Origin of the sequence: Algoriphagus terrigena DSM 22685, assembly GCF_000429445.1 — a bacterium.
Lineage (GTDB): Bacteria > Bacteroidota > Bacteroidia > Cytophagales > Cyclobacteriaceae > Algoriphagus > Algoriphagus terrigena.
The window spans coordinates 129,519-146,982 of record NZ_AUBW01000014.1; the positions used below are offsets into that span (position 1 = coordinate 129,519).

At 48.8% G+C, this 17,464-nt stretch carries 14 protein-coding genes; 11 read left to right on the forward strand and 3 right to left on the reverse strand.

Annotated features, from left to right (window positions below):
- Positions 1-5: 5 nt before the first annotated feature.
- From G459_RS0114165 to G459_RS27585, 7 genes are all read left to right on the forward strand, one after another.
- The gene (locus G459_RS0114165; protein WP_026968227.1) at positions 6-3,092 is read left to right on the forward strand and encodes a SusC/RagA family TonB-linked outer membrane protein; all 3,087 of its coding nucleotides are present in this window, start codon (positions 6-8) and stop codon (positions 3,090-3,092) included.
- Between the two features lie 20 nt (positions 3,093-3,112).
- The gene (locus tag G459_RS0114170; RefSeq protein ID WP_026968228.1) at positions 3,113-4,534 is read left to right on the forward strand and encodes a SusD/RagB family nutrient-binding outer membrane lipoprotein; all 1,422 of its coding nucleotides are present in this window, start codon (positions 3,113-3,115) and stop codon (positions 4,532-4,534) included.
- Positions 4,535-4,686: 152 nt separating this feature from the next.
- Positions 4,687-5,994, forward strand: coding sequence for a D-alanyl-D-alanine carboxypeptidase (locus tag G459_RS0114175; RefSeq protein ID WP_026968229.1), 1,308 nt, complete (start codon positions 4,687-4,689; stop codon positions 5,992-5,994).
- 4 nt (positions 5,995-5,998) lie between these two features.
- On the forward strand, positions 5,999-8,071 hold the full coding sequence (locus G459_RS0114180) for a S9 family peptidase (RefSeq protein ID WP_026968230.1): 2,073 nt from the start codon (positions 5,999-6,001) through the stop codon (positions 8,069-8,071).
- Between the two features lie 75 nt (positions 8,072-8,146).
- Complete coding sequence (gene gloA2 / locus G459_RS0114185) at positions 8,147-8,536, forward strand: SMU1112c/YaeR family gloxylase I-like metalloprotein (protein ID WP_026968231.1); 390 nt, start codon at positions 8,147-8,149, stop codon at positions 8,534-8,536.
- 2 nt (positions 8,537-8,538) lie between these two features.
- Positions 8,539-8,964: a DUF1801 domain-containing protein gene (locus G459_RS0114190; protein ID WP_026968232.1), complete on the forward strand. Its 426-nt coding sequence runs from the start codon at positions 8,539-8,541 to the stop codon at positions 8,962-8,964.
- The gene (locus G459_RS27585; RefSeq protein ID WP_051315235.1) at positions 8,961-9,728 is read left to right on the forward strand and encodes a DUF1835 domain-containing protein; all 768 of its coding nucleotides are present in this window, start codon (positions 8,961-8,963) and stop codon (positions 9,726-9,728) included. Before G459_RS0114190 ends, G459_RS27585 begins: the two co-directional genes overlap by 4 nt.
- Before the next feature lie 35 nt (positions 9,729-9,763).
- Here G459_RS27585 and G459_RS0114200 read toward each other — a convergent pair whose 3' ends face one another.
- Positions 9,764-10,354: a hypothetical protein gene (locus G459_RS0114200; RefSeq protein WP_026968233.1), complete on the reverse strand. Its 591-nt coding sequence runs from the start codon at positions 10,352-10,354 to the stop codon at positions 9,764-9,766.
- 12 nt (positions 10,355-10,366) lie between these two features.
- Positions 10,367-10,855: an RNA polymerase sigma factor gene (locus G459_RS0114205; RefSeq protein WP_026968234.1), complete on the reverse strand. Its 489-nt coding sequence runs from the start codon at positions 10,853-10,855 to the stop codon at positions 10,367-10,369.
- A 121-nt stretch (positions 10,856-10,976) separates the two neighbouring features.
- Between G459_RS0114205 and G459_RS0114210 the strand changes: the two genes are divergently transcribed.
- The 4 genes from G459_RS0114210 (at position 10,977) to G459_RS0114225 (ending at position 17,054) form a co-directional block, all read left to right on the forward strand.
- Positions 10,977-11,948 (forward strand): GSCFA domain-containing protein, encoded by a 972-nt coding sequence (locus tag G459_RS0114210; protein WP_051315236.1) that lies wholly within the window; start codon positions 10,977-10,979, stop codon positions 11,946-11,948.
- A 96-nt stretch (positions 11,949-12,044) separates the two neighbouring features.
- Positions 12,045-14,069, forward strand: a complete 2,025-nt coding sequence (locus G459_RS0114215) for a thioredoxin domain-containing protein (RefSeq protein WP_035455986.1) — start codon at positions 12,045-12,047, stop codon at positions 14,067-14,069.
- Positions 14,070-14,073: 4 nt separating this feature from the next.
- Positions 14,074-16,590: a replication restart helicase PriA gene (gene priA / locus G459_RS0114220; RefSeq protein ID WP_026968237.1), complete on the forward strand. Its 2,517-nt coding sequence runs from the start codon at positions 14,074-14,076 to the stop codon at positions 16,588-16,590.
- 191 nt (positions 16,591-16,781) lie between these two features.
- Complete coding sequence (locus G459_RS0114225) at positions 16,782-17,054, forward strand: DUF6364 family protein (protein ID WP_026968238.1); 273 nt, start codon at positions 16,782-16,784, stop codon at positions 17,052-17,054.
- 73 nt (positions 17,055-17,127) lie between these two features.
- On the opposite strand, the gene G459_RS0114230 is transcribed toward G459_RS0114225, so the two are convergent.
- Positions 17,128-17,464: transposase (locus G459_RS0114230; protein WP_026968239.1), on the reverse strand; the 337-nt coding region annotated here is incomplete at its 5' end.

Consider the following 17,464-nt stretch of genomic DNA (forward strand, 5'->3'; position numbering starts at 1 on the left):
CTATTATGAAGAAAAGCTACATTTTCATGCTTTTTCTGATGATTTGTTCCTTGGCGTTCCCGGCAATGGCCCAGCAGCAAATCAGCGGAAAGGTAACTTCGGCAGAAGACGGACTTGCGCTTCCCGGAGTCAGCATACTGATCCAAGGGACCAGTACCGGTACCGTCACGGACGTGGACGGCAATTACTCGATTGACGTTCCCGGTCCGGAGGCCGTCCTCGTTTTCTCTTTTATAGGGTATCAAAACGAAAGCCTTCCGGTCGGAAACAATTCCACGCTGAATGTGTCCATGGCAGTCGAGACTTCCCAATTGGATGAAGTGATCGTGACCGCCTTTGGTATTTCTCAGGAAAAAAAGTCGCTGGGATATGCTGCTCAAAACATCAATGCGGATGAGATCATCAAAACAAAACAGCCCAACGTAGTCAACGCACTCCAAGGGCAGGTAGCCGGCGTACAGGTCACCAATTCAGGCGGCGCTCCAGGACAGTCAGCGAGAATTATCATCCGCGGGATCAACTCGCTGGATCCTTCCGCAGACAATCAGCCACTATTTGTGGTGGATGGAGTACCAGTGGACAACTCGACCGTCGAATCCTCTGGCACTCCCCGTGGCATGTCCAACCGGATGGCTGACATCAATCCCAATGACGTAGAGTCGATGTCGGTGCTGAAAGGCGCTGCCGCAACTGCTCTCTACGGAGTCCGCGCCGCCAACGGAGCCGTGATTATCACCACCAAAAAAGGAAAGGCGGGTCAGATAAGGGTGAATTTCAATTCTTCGTTGGGATTTGACAAACTTGAGAAGAACCCCGGTCTACAGGATCAATATGGTCAAGGTTTCTCCGGAGTGCGTGATGATAACAGCTTCTGGCCTGCTTGGGGCGCCAATATTGCCGAAGAAAATGATCCGAGCTATGTGTATCAGAACAACTGGCGGCGGGCTTTTGATACTGGAATCCAATTTGAAAATAACTTAAGCGTCTCGGGAGGAAATGAAAGTACGACGTTTTACGCCTCCGTTGGGAGACTGGATCAAGATGGGATTATCCCCTTTTCCACTTGGGATCGGACAAGCGCCAAGCTCTCAGGCACCATTACCGCCAGTGAGAAATTCAATTTTTCCGCATCTATGAACTATTCGAACTCCGGAGGATACCGAGTACCTTATGACCGTTTTATGGAGAGGATGATGTATTGGTCAGAGACCGCAGATGTGAGAGACTATATCAATCCGGATGGCACCATGAAATCCGTCGGCACCAACACCAACCCTATCTACGATGCCAGATTCGCAACCTACGAAGATGATGTAAACCGATTCATCGGAAATTTTAAGTTTAATTACAGTCCCGCCGATTGGGTCACTTTCTCCTATCTTATTGGTCTGGACTCGTATTCAGACTCTCGTGAGGGGATCACTCCCGGTCCCATGAACATCGACGGAGAAGTGCCGCTCAGCAGCACTGGCGACATTGAAGAAACGAAAATCAACAGTCGTGACTTAACCTCTAACTTTTACATAACCCTTAAAAAGCAATGGAGCGAAAACTGGAACACGCAGCTCCGACTGGGAAATGACGTATTTGAAAGAAAACAGGACCTGATTTCTCTTTCAGGTTCCAATTTTGTGATTCCCGGATTCTACAATATCAATAATACAACTCAGGTTTTTGGCTCGATGAGCAAAAGCATCCGCAGACTGGTGGGACTTTACGGAGATTTGATGGTAGATTATAAAAACTTTCTCTTCTTCAACGCAACGGCGAGAAATGACATTTCCTCTACATTGCCCGAAGAAAACAATTCGTTTTTTTATCCATCGATAAATTTAGGATACGTCTTTAGTGAGAATTTTAACCTGCCATCTTGGATAAGTTTCGGAAAGATTCGGGCATCCGTTGCACAGGTAGGTAAGGATACAGATCCACATAAACTTGGAGCTACGTTTGTTTCTCCGGACGGATATCCCCTAAACGGTCAAGTCGGGTTTTCAAGAAATTCCAGCTTTGGAGATCCAAATCTAAAGCCCGAAACAACTAATTCTTTGGAGTTTGGAACACAATTAGCTTTTTTCAATAACAGGCTAAACCTGGATGTCACGTATTACAAGAACAACTCCAAGGACCAGATTATTCCGGTACCGATTTCTGATGCCACGGGATTTTCTTCTTATATCACCAATGCGGGTGAGATAGAGAATAAGGGCTGGGAGATTGTACTGGGAGGTATACCAATGGAAAAGGGAGACTTTCGCTGGGATGTGTCCGCCAACTTGACCACCAACAAAAATGAGATTAAAGGGATCCGCGAAGGAATTGACCAGATTGTGATTGGATCGCAGTTCGGCTACGCCGGAAGTACAGTCACGATGATCCTTAAGGAAGGGCAAGCCTACGGCAACATCTATGGAAGCAGTTACACTCGGCCTGGAGCCAACGCCGAATCGGAAGTTCTGGATAGCAGCCTCCCTATGCTGATCGGAGCCAATGGCTTCCCGGTTCGAAATGGCTCGCAGTTGGTCTTGGGAAATTCAGTACCAAAGTTTTTTGGCGGAGTAAGAAATGACTTCAGCTATAAAGGATTGGAATTTTCCTTCCTGATCGATTTCCGCACTGGATTGGAGCAATATAATCAGGTCGCCAACTTTATCTCGGCTTTTGGAAAAGGCACCGCCTCGCTGGCTAGAAACGACACCCGGGTGTTTGACGGAGTGTTGGCAGACGGATCTCAAAATACGAAGGAAGTCTGGCTTGGCCAGGGAGTTGGACCTGACGGTGTGGACTATGGCGCCGGATATTGGAGAAACAATCACCGGACTGTATCAGAAAACTTTGTCGAAGACGCTTCTTTTGTCAAGCTTCGCAATATTACCCTAGCTTACAGTCTCCAACCCTCTGTACTGGAACGCACTCCTTTCAGCACCGCAAAACTATCCCTTGCAGCTAATAATATCATCCTGTCCACTCCTTGGGATGGTTTTGACCCAGAATCTTTTTCAGCGGGAGCAGGGGGAAATGCGATCGGCTTCTCCGGACTTAGTTTCCCGGGAGTGCAGAGTTATTTTGTAACCTTGAATCTGGGCTTTTAACCTTCTAAAACCGAGAAATTATGAAATTCAAACATAAACTTACCGTACTGATCGGCGCATCAATAATTTTGCTGTCCTCGGCTTGTGAATCGTTTTTGGACGTCAACGAAAACCCCAACAACCCGGAGGACGCTCCCGTGTCCGGATTGCTTACCAACAGTACGCTGGAAACCGCCCGCAATTTCTATCGGGCAGGAAGTGCCACCAGCAACTATGTGCAATACCTGGCCTCACCAAATCCGGCGAGCTCTTCAGACACCATGGATCCGGTCGACTTCAGCAGTACCTGGTTCAATCTGTACAATGTCATGACTGACTTGACTGTGATCATCGACAAGTCTACGGAGTCAGGTGCCAACCACTACTTGGGCGTTGCCCAGATCCTGATGGCGCTCAATCTGGGAATGACCGTGGACTTCTTTGGTGACATTCCCTATTCTGAAGGATTTGATTTTGAAACCGTCACTCCTGCCTATGACGACGACCAAGAGCTCTACGGACAGGTCTTGGGTCTGCTGGACCAAGGCATCGCTAATCTCAAGTTGGAAACCACCCGAACCATCGGTGAGGATGACTTTATCTTCCAAGGCGACATCGCGAAATGGGAAAAGTTTGCCTACACACTCAAGGCCAGATACCTAATTCACACCCAATCCTATTCGGAAGCTTTGACCGCACTCGACAATGGATTTGAGTCAAATGGGGACGATGCAAAGGTTTTCTTCTTTGAGCAGGCCTTTAATCCCTGGGCGCAGGTAGCGATAGATAACTCAAACCTACTGTTAGGTGGATGGATCTCAGAGCAATTTATTCAGGCTCTGGATGGAACTTCCTACCCGGTCGAAGACCCAAGACTTCCGCTGATGGTGGGTACTACGAGTGCGGGAGAATTCGTCGGAACCGTCAACGGAGCTGGAAGAGGCAATGCTCCGGAGAGTGGGGCCAGATCTACCTTGATTCCCGGCCAATATTACACCAGTACCACATCTCCCATCTTGATTGCCACCTATGCTGAGCTAAAGTTTATCGAGGCAGAAGCAGCTCTTCCAACTGATAAAAACCGAGCCTACGCCGCCTACCTCGCCGGGATCAAAGCCCACATGGATATGTTCACTTACGAAGAAGAGGAGGATCAGGCGGACTACGAGCTGGCAAAAGCAGCCTATCTCGCTGCGCCTTCTGTGGCGGTAGGTGCGGACGCCCTGACCTTGGATCTGATCATGAAGGAAAAATACGTTGCTCTGTTCCTTCACCCGGAAACCTGGAATGACGCCCGCCGCTTTGACTACGGATACAAGGACATGTCGCTTCCGGCCAACCTCAATCCAAACCTGAATGGGGAATATATCAGAAGATTGGCCTATCCTGACAGTGAAGTCAGCCGAAACGGTGCCAATGTACCCCAGGTCACACTACTGGACAGAATCTGGTGGGATCAATAAAGAATCAACCCCTTATCAAGTCTCCTGCGTTTTGCGGGAGACTTTTTTTTACCTTACTCTATGAAATCGAGCATGTCTCCAGCTCAACACAGGGGGATGATTATTTGCCTTGCGAGATTCCATGTGGCCAATAAAAAATCAAAACTTAACACATGAAAAAAATTTTACTTGCGGTGCTCGTCGCACTCAGTTCCTGCACCGTCCAAAAAATCAACAAGTCGCTCAGCAAATCCGATGTTTTTGACAAAGGTCATTTGGGCTTTATGCTCCTCGATCCCGAAAAAGACAAAGCCTTGGTCGAGATCAACTCCGACAAGTACTTCATCCCAGCGTCCAACACCAAGATTTTCACCTTTTACACGGCCTACTCCATCTTGGGAGACAGTCTGGTCAATGGACTGAATTACCTCGAAAAGGGCGATTCCTTGATTTTTTGGGGCACAGGCGACCCGAGCCTGTTGCATCCGGATTTGAAGAATGACCGGGCAATTGAGTTTCTGAAAGCCTCGGATAAGAAGTTGTTCCTTCTGGATAATTTTGATCAAGTGAACGCCTTCGGCCCCGGCTGGTCGTGGAACTGGTATCCCTATTACTATGCGGCCGAGCGCTCTGCATTGCCCGTCTACGGAGACATTGTCCGCTTCGAAAAGGAAAAAGGAGAAGCTGATTTCAGCGTCTATCCTGAGCGGTTCACGGCGGCAATAGAAAAAGCTGAAACCGAGGGTTCGGGAGCATTTTCATTTACCAGAAAACATATGGAAAATCATTTCCCCTACTCTTATAAACCTGAAGCCAAAGAGGAGGAGTTTGGGCGGGACATCCCCTTTATTACATCGCGGGACCTCACCAAGACGATGCTGGAAGAGGCGACTGGCAAACCGATTACCTTGATTTCCAACAAAAGCTATTTGGAGGAAGAGCCGTCCAAATTGCTTACCGCGTCGGCTGACAGCATCTATGCACAGATGATGAAGATCAGCGACAACTTCCTTGCCGAGCAGCTGATGGTACTAGTTTCAGATCAGCTGACAAACAAGCTGGATATCGCCGAAGCAATCGCCTATGCCAAAGAAAATCTGCTCAGTGATCTTCCTGACGAACCACAGTGGGTCGATGGTTCGGGACTTTCCGCGCAAAATATGTTTACACCCAGGTCGATCATTGCCTTGCTCGGCAAGATCCGGGAGGAAGTCCCGCTGGAAAAGATCAAGGCCTATTTTCCCGCAGGAGGAGAATCCGGCACGATCAAAGCCTGGTACAAGGCCGACGAAGGCCAGCCTCCTTACATCTATGCGAAGACCGGTTCGCTCAGCATGGCCAATTCGCTCAGCGGCTACCTCCTGACAAAAAGCGGCAAAATCCTGCATTTCTCCTGCATGATGAATAATTACCAAATCCCATCCAATGATCTGAAAACCGAACTTCAGAAGGTGCTTTATTTTATCCACGACCGATACTAAACCCATGAAACGAATCCCCATTTTTCTCCTCTACTTTCTCTTACTTTCCCAACCTCTTTTCTCCCAATCCTTCACCATGGAGCAGGTCGGAAAATTCAGCTTTCCTTCGGAGTTGACGGCTTCGCCTGTCGGGGAAAAGATCGCGTGGGCGATGAATGAACAAGGCAAACGCAATGTCTACTTTGCTGAAGGAACGGATTTCCAACCCGTAAAAATGACTCAGTTCAACGAGGACGACGGGCAGGAAATCAGCAACCTGAAATTCACGGCAGATGGCAACTGGCTGGTCTTTGTCCGCGGCGGCGACCATGGTGGCGGAAATGCTTCCTCCACCGTCAACGCTTTGAATATGCCGAATTTGCCAAAGGTTGAAATCTGGAAAATCAACCTGGATAGCAAAACAGCGGAACCGGTTGTGGAAGGCGATGACTTCGTCGTGGGACCACAAAATCAATTGCTCTACCTCAAAAATGGGCAAGTATGGAAAGCTGACCTGAGTGGAGAAGAAAAACCAGCTCAGCTCTTTCAAATCAAAGGAAATGTCAATTCCCTGGAGTTTTCGCCTGACGGAAAAAAATTGGCTTTCACAATAAGCCGTGGAGGACACCAATTACTGGGGATCTATGCAAATCAGGAGACTCCAATTCACTGGATTGCCCCGTCTTTTCACCGTTATTCCCAACCCAAATGGTCTCCCGACGGCAGCCAGATCGCTTTTATCAAGACTTTGGGAGGTAGCGGAGCGGCACTCTCGCTGCTGGAACCGAGGTACGTTCCTTGGGAAATCTGGCTGGCAGATGTCGAAAGCGGTAAAGGCGCGCTGCTTTGGAAAGCACCTGAGACGCTCCGCGGCTCCTATCGCTATGGTTTTTTTGCTTTCCCCAATGAAAAGGAACTGGTATTCGAATCCTACCACGAGGGCTGGCAGCATCTTTTCGCTCTAGATCTTGCTAGCAAAAACCTCCAGTCCCTCACCTCTGGGGAATACATGGTCGAGCAGATCAAGTTGAGTCCTGATGGAAAGAAAGTAATCTTTTCAGGAAACACGGGGACGGCAAAAGAAGATCTGGACCGAAGACATATCGGTTCCATTGATCTGGGTACCAAAAAGCTGACTTGGGAAACTTCAGGCTCCGGTATCGAAGCCTATCCTGTCGCGATCGGTACAACTGAAAAACTGGCCTATTTCTCGGCCACACCTCAGCGCTCCCATCTAGTCACTGTGAAAACCGAAAAGGGAACTTCGCTTCTACAGGAATTGAGTATTCCCTCAGACTTTCCTCAAAGCACACTGGTCACTCCCAAGCAGGTGAGTTTCAAAGCTCCTGATGGGACGACGGTGTATGGGCAGCTTTTTGAAAAAGAAGGCGGCGCAGCCAAAAAACCCAGCGTGGTCTTCATCCACGGCGGACCGCAACGACAGATGCTCCTCGGCTGGAGCTACATGGATTACTATTCCAATACATACGCTTACAATCAGTACTTGGCGGAGCTTGGTTTTGTAGTTCTTTCGGTCAATTACCGCTTGGGAATCGGTTACGGCTACGAATTTCACCGACCTGCCTATGGCTACTATCAGGGAGCAGTGGAGTACCAGGACATCAAGGCAGGGGGAGAATTTCTGGCCGCTCTATCCCAAGTTGATCCGGACAAAATCGGGGTATATGGCGGCAGCTATGGAGGTTATCTGACCGCCTTGGCTTTGGCTCGGGACTCTGAACTTTTCAAAGTCGGCGTGGACATCCACGGGGTTCATGATTTGGATGGAAGATACGAGTTGCCGGAAGGCTACGAAGTGGCGCCGGATTATGAAAAAGCCAAAGAAATAGCGTGGAAATCCTCACCGATGCCGGATTTGGCCACTTGGAAGAGCCCGGTGCTTTTCATCCATTCTGACGATGACCGCAATGTGGAAGTGAGTCAGACGACCGACCTGATCCGACGCTTTGAGGAACTTGGAATGCCCTACGAATCGGTGCTGATCCCGGGGGACACGCACCATTGGATGAAATGGGAGAATATGATCGAAGTCGGGCAGCTGACGGCGGACTTTCTGAAGAAACATTTGATGAATTAATTTCCGTCAACAGTCCACGGTCCACAGCCTGGTATGGTTGACTGTCGTCTGTGGACCGTTGACAAAACCAAAAAAATGCTTAACCTCACTTCCATCCATCACATCGCCATCATTTGCTCGGATTATGAGCGGTCCAAGCATTTCTACACGGAGATCTTGGGATTGAAAATCATCCGCGAGGTCTATCGGGAAGCACGGCAATCCTACAAGCTCGACCTGGAACTCAATGGACAGTATGTGATCGAACTCTTTTCTTTCCCCGATCCTCCTGATCGCGTGTCTCGTCCGGAAGCCTGCGGTTTGCGGCATTTGGCTTTTGGAGTCCAAGACATTGGGAAAGCAGCGGAAGATTTGAGTAAATTCGGAATTCAGGCAGAGCCGATTCGGGTGGATGAGCACACGGGAAAGCAATTCACCTTCTTTTCCGACCCGGACGATTTGCCGATCGAACTCTATCAGGAATAGCCATGGCCGAAACCAAAACCAAACCCACTGAGGTCTCCGTCGACGATTTTATCAACGCGGTAGAAAGCCCAAAAAAACGCGAAGATGCGTTTGCTCTCAAGCAGATGATGGAGGAAATCACCGGCGAGAAAGCCGCAATGTGGGGACCCACTATCATCGGATTTGGATCCTATCACTACAAGTATGCGACAGGGCACGAGGGTGACGCTCCGATCGTCGGCTTTTCTCCACGAAAAGCCGCACATTCCCTTTACCTGGTCGGCTGCATGGGTGAGGAAGCTGAACCGCTTTTGGCGAAACTCGGCAAGTTCAAAAAAAGCGTCTCATGCATCTATGCCAACAAGCTTTCCGACCTGAACGAGGACATCCTCCGCGAATTCATCGCCAAAGCCTACCAGTTTACCAAACAAAAGTATCCAAGTTTATGATCTATCATATTCTAAACGGGGACGCTTTGCTATCCCAATTTCCCAAGGAAATCACCGGAGAGCGCATTGTTTTTAGGGAATGTCTGGTCGATGGGCCCGTCATGCCCAAGGAGGGACAAGAACTCTGGCAACTTCGGGAGAGCTTTATCCAGCAAAGTTATCCTGGCGACTTCACTCATGACTACTACACGCACTCGTATCTGGAGATTCTAAAGATCAAATCCATCCCGGCTGACAGCCAGATTTACTGCTGGTTCGAGGAGGATTTGTTCTGCCAGGTCAATCTCTGGTTTCTGTTCAATTATCTGAAAACACACCCAGCCGAAGTAAATCTGGTGCTCCCCTACCCGGACTCCCCCTACCACTTTTCGGTTTTGGGAGAAAAACAACTGATCGAGACGTACGAGAAGAAATCCAAGAAACTAAGCCAGCGAGAGCGCGCTGTGTTGGGAGATCTTTGGATACATTTCCAAAACAACGACGTCTTTGAAGCTCTCAAAATCGCCGATCTCTTTATCGAAAGGTTCCCTTTCTTAAAGCCTGCCGTCGAGGCCTGGAGAGACATGATGCCGATGGGAGATTTTCCGGGTAAACCCAAAGCGACTATTCTGGAGATTCAGCGGGACATTCAGCCCTCGAGTTTTGGTCAGCTTTTCGGAGAGTTCCAAAAGCGCGCTCCAGAGTATGGACTCGGCGATTCGCAGGTCTTGCGGATGTGCAGAGAGTTGGGGCTCTTTACGGAAGATAAAAAGACTTCCTTTTGAGAAGTCTTTTTACCACCTATTCCGTCAAAGTTTGCTCACACCTCCCGCAAGATGTCCTCGGATTGATTGATAATCCTTCGGTATTTGCCCAGCACATATCTGGAGAAAAAGAACAGAAACGCCAGAGCCAGTGGGATATAAATCATCCAAAACTCCGCCTCGAGAAACCTGCCCATCTTGTCCTGAATATCTCCCAAGACGGGAACGAGCGTGAGTACGATCACTCCAGACAGCCAAACCGCCGCCTGTTGCACCCGCCAGAAGTTTCGCTTTGCCCGCTGAAATTCCCCGACCATTTCTGTCATGGCCAAATGGTTGATTTGTAAGGCATTCATCCGACGGATTGCCATCAGACTTGCCAAAGGCAAGATGACAAAAAACAGGACGTTGGCTACCGCAAAAATCTGATTGAACCAAAGGTCAATCTTGCCAAAATTAAACACCAGATAAGCAGCATAAGCCAAGCTGATCAAGGTCCCAAACAGCTCGGGGAGGCGGATTCCATCGAGCTTTCTCTTGAATCTGGTCTTGGTCATTTCCAGGAGGATATCTTTTTGAATTCGTTCTTGCCTTTCGACTTTGACGCTGAGATCTTGCCAGCGTGACTTCATTTCTTCCAGTTCCATTGTTGTAGTAGTTTAGTTGGTGTTGATTCCTTTTTTCAGCTTTTCGCGGATTCTTGACATCTTGGTTCCGACGTTGCTGACACTGATGCCGATGATCTCCGCAATTTCCTCGTAGGGCTTTCCTTCCAGAAAAAGGAAGACAATCCCACGATCCAGCAGGTTGAGTTTTCTGATTTCCGAATAGAGGAGCTCCATCTTTTCCTCTTCGCCAGAGTCCATTTCCTCAGCAAAATCCAGTTTCGAATCCGAAATTGACACTCCGTTAGGATGCTTCTTACGCTTGTTCAGATGCGTGATGGCCGTGTTCATACCGACTCGATAGAGCCAGGTGCTGGGTTTTGCCGCCTTTTTGAAATAGTCAAAAGACTTCCAAGTCTGATAGATGATCTCCTGACAAAGATCCTTCTGCTCTTCCCGATCGCGGGTGTAGATACTCGCGATTTTGTAGATCAACCCCTGGTTTGTCTGGATCAGCTGCACAAACTCTTCCTCTTTGGTCATTGATTTGATTTTGAACAATTAGTCTTCTGCGTGGGATAAAAATCACAACGTCTTCAAATTATTTTTCAAAAACTACCCAGAAATAGCCAATTTCAACGTTCTGTCACCATCAAATTCAAGAATGCGCTGGTCTATCGATTTCCCGATCTCCGAATCCCGGTTTCCTATCTCCCACCAAAGCACGATCCTGAGTATGGGTTCCTGCTTTGCCCAGACGATCGGGCAAAAGATGCGCGACACTAAGTTTGACATCCTGGTCAATCCTTTTGGGACGATCTTTCATCCGCTGAATCTTGCCGATCTGCTGGCGCAAAGTCTGGATCTCCTCCCGATGGATGAAAGCGGAATTCTGGAGCGGGATGACTGCTTTTTCCATTACCACAGCCACTCGGATATCAGCGGAAAGACCGGCGCCGAGCTGAGGGAAAATTTCCGAAAGCAGCAGCGCTCCGCACATGAATACCTGAAATCAGGCTCGCACCTCATCCTGACTCTGGGCACCTCCTGGATCTATGAACTGGGCGAATTTGGCAGAGTAGCCAACTGTCACAAACAACCGCAAAAGTCCTTCGAAAAGCGACTCAGCCCAATCGAAGAGATGGAGGAAGGGCTTTCAAAAGTGTTGAAGGAAATCCAAATCCAAAATCCTCAACTCAAAATCATCCTGACCGTGAGCCCGGTTCGTCACATCAAAGACGGAATCCCAGAGAATCATCTGAGCAAAAGTATGCTTCGGGTTCTTTGTGCAAATCTCGAACGACGAATGGATGTCGTCAGCTATTTCCCTGCATACGAGATCATGATGGATGAATTGCGCGATTATCGCTTTTACAAGTCGGACTTAATTCATCCCACTGAGGAGGCAGAAAACTATGTCTGGGAAAAGTGGCAGCGATCCATTTTCGCCAAGGCAACTCAGGAAAAAGTAACCGAAATCGAAAAAATTCGAATGGATTTGGCACATCGTCCTTTCAATCCGGAATCCCCTTCTCATCGAAAATTTCTCCAAAACCTTCTGGCAAAGCTGGAACGATTAGACGGCGAATTCGATTTTTCCAAAGAGATCGAGCAGGTAAAGATTCAAATTAAGTAAATCCCCCTACCCCCTTTGGAAAAGGGGGAGTTGGCCAAAAGCAAGTTCAACGCTCAACCAATTTTGCAATTTTAAAATCTTCCAATTTTTCAATCCATGAACCGCCTCTCCAAAAGCCAAAGCCCCTACCTCCTCCAGCACGCACACAATCCTGTGGATTGGTTTCCCTGGGGACCGGAAGCTCTGGCCAAAGCTGAAACTGAAAACAAGCCCATCTTGGTGTCGATTGGCTACTCGGCTTGTCACTGGTGCCATGTGATGGAGCGGGAAAGCTTCGAAGATCAGGCCACGGCCGAGCTGATGAATGCGCATTTTGTCTGCATCAAGATCGACCGGGAAGAGCGGCCAGATATCGACAACATCTACATGGATGCCGTTCAGGCGATGGGCTTGCAGGGCGGTTGGCCGTTGAATGTCTTCCTGATGCCCAACCAAAAGCCATTTTACGGTGGCACCTACTTCCCAAACCAGCAATGGAAACAATTGCTGACTAACATCGGCGAGGCGTTTGCGAATCATGAAGATCAGCTCGCTGAGAGCGCCGAAGGATTTGGCCGGAGCTTGAGCAGAGGCGAGGCCGAAAAGTACGGGATCGTCTCCGGCGAGGCCGAGCTGGACCCGGATGATCTGGCTGAACTCGTCACTAAGTTGACCTCCCAGTTTGACTCCGAATGGGGCGGAATGAACCGGGCTCCGAAGTTTCCGATGCCTGCGATCTGGGATTTTGTACTGGATTACGCCTTGCTTTCAAAGAATGAGGATTTGAAGGAGAAGGTCTTTTTTACCCTGAAAAAGATCGGAATGGGCGGGATCTATGATCACCTCCGCGGGGGATTTGCACGTTATTCGGTCGACGGAGAGTGGTTTGCTCCACACTTCGAAAAGATGCTCTATGACAACGGCCAGTTGCTGGAGCTCTACGCAAAAGCCTACCAAGTCAGCAAGGATCCGTTTTTCATGGAGAAAATCACAGAAACCGTTAACTGGCTCGAAGCAGAAATGGTTCAGGAAGAAGGTGGTTTTCATGCAGCGCAGGATGCAGACAGCGAGGGAATTGAGGGAAAATTCTACATCTGGACGTACTCCGAATTACAAGAGATTGTCCCGAACGAACTACCCTGGCTAAGCAAACTCTATAATCTGAAATCGGGCGGAAACTGGGAGGAAGGCGAGAATATCCTGTTTCAGACCGAATCCTATGAAGACGTGGCAAATGAGTTTGGAATGACCGAGACCGAGCTTCAGATCAAATTGAGCGAGGTGAAGGAGATGCTTTTAAAGGTTCGGAATCGGCGGATTTCTCCCGGAAAGGACGACAAGATCCTGGCTGGATGGAACGGACTGATGTCAGCGGGATTGCTTCAGGCCTATCACGCTACCGGAGAAAATCGGATGCTGGATCTGGCACTTCAAAACCTGAAATTCATTCAGGAAAAGATGATAGTAGAGAAGGTCTTGCATCGCTCTTACAAAAACGGCCAAGCCTATACACCCGCCTTTTTGGAGGATTACGCCGCGGTGATCCGAGCCGCTTTGATGGCTTTTGAAGCCTCTGGAAATGTTTCTTGGTTGGATTTAGCAAAGGAATTGGCTGACTTTTGTCTGGATCAATTCCATGACGAGAGCGACGGTTTTTTCTTTTTCAACAACCCAAAAGCCGAAAAACTCATTGCTAACAAAAAGGAGCTTTTTGACAATGTCATCCCCGCCTCCAACTCTGTGATGGCCCGAAATCTCCATCGGCTGTCCCTTTTGACCTATGAAGAAAAATACGGCCAAGTCGCGCGAAAGATGCTCGGCGGCATGAAAGACTTGGTCTTGCGCGAGCCGGGATTCCTCTGCAATTGGGCCCATTTTCTGTTGGAATCCGTAGTACCGACCGCCGAAATTGCGATCGTCGGAGAAGGCGCTCAAGCCAAGGCCTTGGACCTTTTACAAGCTTATGTTCCCAATTCGATCCTGGCTTGGTCAGAAACTTTGACAAAAATTGCCCCGATACTTCAGGGAAAAACACCCGATCCGGATGGAAATGCCTTAATTTATGTCTGCTTCGACCGCGCCTGCCGCCGACCGGTGAGTGCGCTGGAGGAAGCGTTTGCACAACTACCTTACCTAGACTGATTTAGTGGAAAGTCTTTTTGGAGACCAGGATTTTTTGGATAAAGGCGGAAACAATTTCGCAGATATCATCCTGCCCGTCCCGATTCCCAAGATGTTTACCTATAAAATTCCACCGCTTCTGAAGCCCCAGATTCAGATTGGCGCGCGGGTAATCGTCCAGTTTGGCAAGAAGAAAGTCCTCACAGGCATCATCGGGAAGGTGCACAACAAGCCGCCGCAGGCGTATGAAGCCAAGCCCATTCTGGATATTTTGGACATTCAACCGAGCGTCAATCCGCTCCAAATCCGCTTTTGGGTGTGGATGGCGGAGTACTATTGCTGCCACATCGGCGAGGTGATGCATGCGGCTCTACCTTCGGGATTGCGGCTATCGAGCGAAAGCAAGATCCAGCTCAACCCTAATTTTGACCGGGAAACGAGTAAATACCCGCTCGATATCCGGGAGGAAAAGATCCTGGAGGCGCTGGAAAACACGGAGGAGATCAGCTACGAAGACTGCGAAAAAATCCTCGGGGTAAAGACAATTCACCCAATCCTCAAAAGTCTGGTAGCGAAGGAGGCCATCCTGATTTTTGAGAAAGTTCAGGAGAAATACACGCCGAAGGTCGAGACGAGAATCAGGCTAACGAAAGAGATTTCGGAAAGCAAATCTGCTTTGGAAGCGCTCTTTGAAGCCGTCTCCGGCAAACCCAAACAAGAATCCATCCTGCTAAAATACCTTCGGGATGTGCCGGTTTTTCAAAAGCCAAAACTGAACGAAAAAGGAGTGGACAAAGCCACGCTTTTGGAGGAAGGCGACTCCGAAAGTTCGCTCAAGACGCTGATCAAAAATGGAGTTTTCGAATCCTTTAAGGTCGTCGTGAACAGGCTGGCAGAGGAGGAACCGGAACGAGCGGCTTCCGAACTTTCACCCACGCAACAAACAGCGCTGGAGGACATCAAGACTCACTTTGAGACCAAACAAACCGTCTTACTTCATGGTGTGACAGGCAGCGGCAAGACCGAAATCTACATTAAACTCATCCAAGAAGTACTGGAGAGCGAGTCACAGGTCTTGATGCTGCTGCCCGAGATCGCCCTGACGACGCAGATCGTCAGCCGGCTCAAACAGGTGTTTGGTTCGCAGATGGGCGTCTACCATTCCAAGTATTCCGACAACGAGCGGGTCGAAGTTTGGAATGGCGTTTTGAGCGGACGGTTTTCATTTGTCGTTGGCGTGAGATCGTCCATCTTCCTGCCTTTTGACAGCCTCGGATTGATCATCGTGGATGAAGAGCACGAGCCGAGCTACAAGCAATTTGACCCCGCGCCGCGGTTTCATGCCCGGGATGCGGCTACGATGCTGGCGTACTTTCACCAAGCGCGCACGCTTTTGGGGTCGGCGACGCCTTCTTTTGAGACCTACTACAATGCCACACAGGGCAAATTTGGCTACACCGAAATCAATCACCGCTTTGGTAATGCCAGCATGCCGGAATATCATCTCGCGGATCTTTCGGCCGATCGTAAGAAAAACCTGCTCAAGCTGGATTCCACTCGCCTGATGCGCGAAAAGATCCAAGCCGCTCTGGATAAGCAAGAGCAGGTGCTGATCTTCCAAAACCGCCGCGGCTACTCCCCTTACATTCAGTGCGAGGATTGTGGCTGGACGGGCCAGTGTGTGCAGTGCGACGTCAGCCTTACCTATCACCAGTTCGCGGAAGAAATGCGCTGTCACTATTGCGGATATAAGGAAAAAGTACCCCAATCCTGTCCCGCTTGCGGAAGCACCCAACTGACCACGATGGGCATGGGTACGGAGCGGATCGAGGAGTCCTTGAGTTTGCTTTTTCCCGAAGCCCGAATGGGAAGGATGGATCTCGACACAACCCGCAATAAATATGGATACCAGCGACTGCTGGATGAGTTTGGAGCCGGGCAGATCGACATCTTAGTCGGGACTCAGATGATCACCAAGGGGCTGGACTTTGGAAAGGTGACCGTTGTCGGGATTTGGGACGGTGATCGGATTTTGAATTTTCCGGATTTTCGGGCCGGAGAAAGAGCCTATCAGCAGATCACCCAAGTGGCAGGTCGGGCAGGCCGAAGAGAAATCCAGGGTCAGGTGGTCATCCAAACGAGGAATACTGAAAACGAGCTTTTCGAAAAGGTGATCAAAGGCGATTATTTTGAATTTTTCCGCCAGGAAATGTTTGACCGGAAGAAGTTCTACTATCCTCCCTACGTGAAGTTGGTAAAGATCGTGACCAGACACGCGGTGTTCGATGTCGCCGAAAAAGCCGCACATGCTTTACACCGGGAGATGGCAACCATCCAGGCAAAAAAGATCGTTCTTGGTCCGGAAAAAGGAATTATTGCCCGCATCAAGAATCAATACCAGTTTGAAAGTATGATCAAGCTGGACCGGTCTGGAAACACACAGATGACGTTCAAGGAAAGCTTGGGGAAAATCCTGGAAGAACTTCAGTCCCGGCCTGAGTTTCGATCCGTGAGGTGGGTGGTGGATGTGGATCCTTCTTAAGAAGACACCGCTCCTCGGAATTTCCAATTCCGAGGACGTTTCGTAGGATTTAAAATCCCAAAATAAAGAATCACAAATCCCAGATTAGAACTTCTGGAAGATTCTGACTTCAAGAGAATCAACCGAAAGTCAGCCTTTTAATTCACTTGAAATTCATTTTATACGTATAATTGAATATTCATGCGTATCCTATGAAAAAGAAGCTGAACATTACCATCGAAGAAAAGATGCTTGAGAAGATTAAACAATATGCCGAATCTCAGGACAGGAGCGTCTCTGATTTGGTTCAGGACCATTTCCAGTCTCTCCTCCAGTCTCCAACTACCCTCCCCAACGGGTTGACGCTGGTGGAATACATGAAGTCTTTGCCCAAATCAAAAGTGGAATTTCCTGCGGACTACGACTGGAAAGAGGAATACTATAAAGCGAAAGCCAAAAAATGGGGCCATGAGGATCTTCTTTGATATTCAATGTGATCTTGGATTTTGGCTACTAAAAAAGAAAAAGGCCCTTATTTATTTCGGTTCTACCCTTAAGTTAGTGAGGATATAAGTTTAGGCCTCCATGGAAGAATAAAATAGCGCTTCTAAAGTTGGCGAATGTTCGATAGCCTTTTCCCACTGTTTTGAGTTCCTGTATTTTACCGTTTAGGCGTTCGGCCATTGCATTGTTTAGGTTGGTGAGTAATGCATTGACCACTCCGGAAACATGCCTGTTAAACATCTCTACGACCTTGTCTATTTCTTTGATTTTTCTTTGAGTCGCATCGGTACTCCATCGGTTAAACAACAGTCTGGCGAAAAGCTTTCCTACACTGAACAACTCCTTGAAGTTTTCCCGCACCTGCCAGGCTTTGCTCACCTCATAGTTGGCA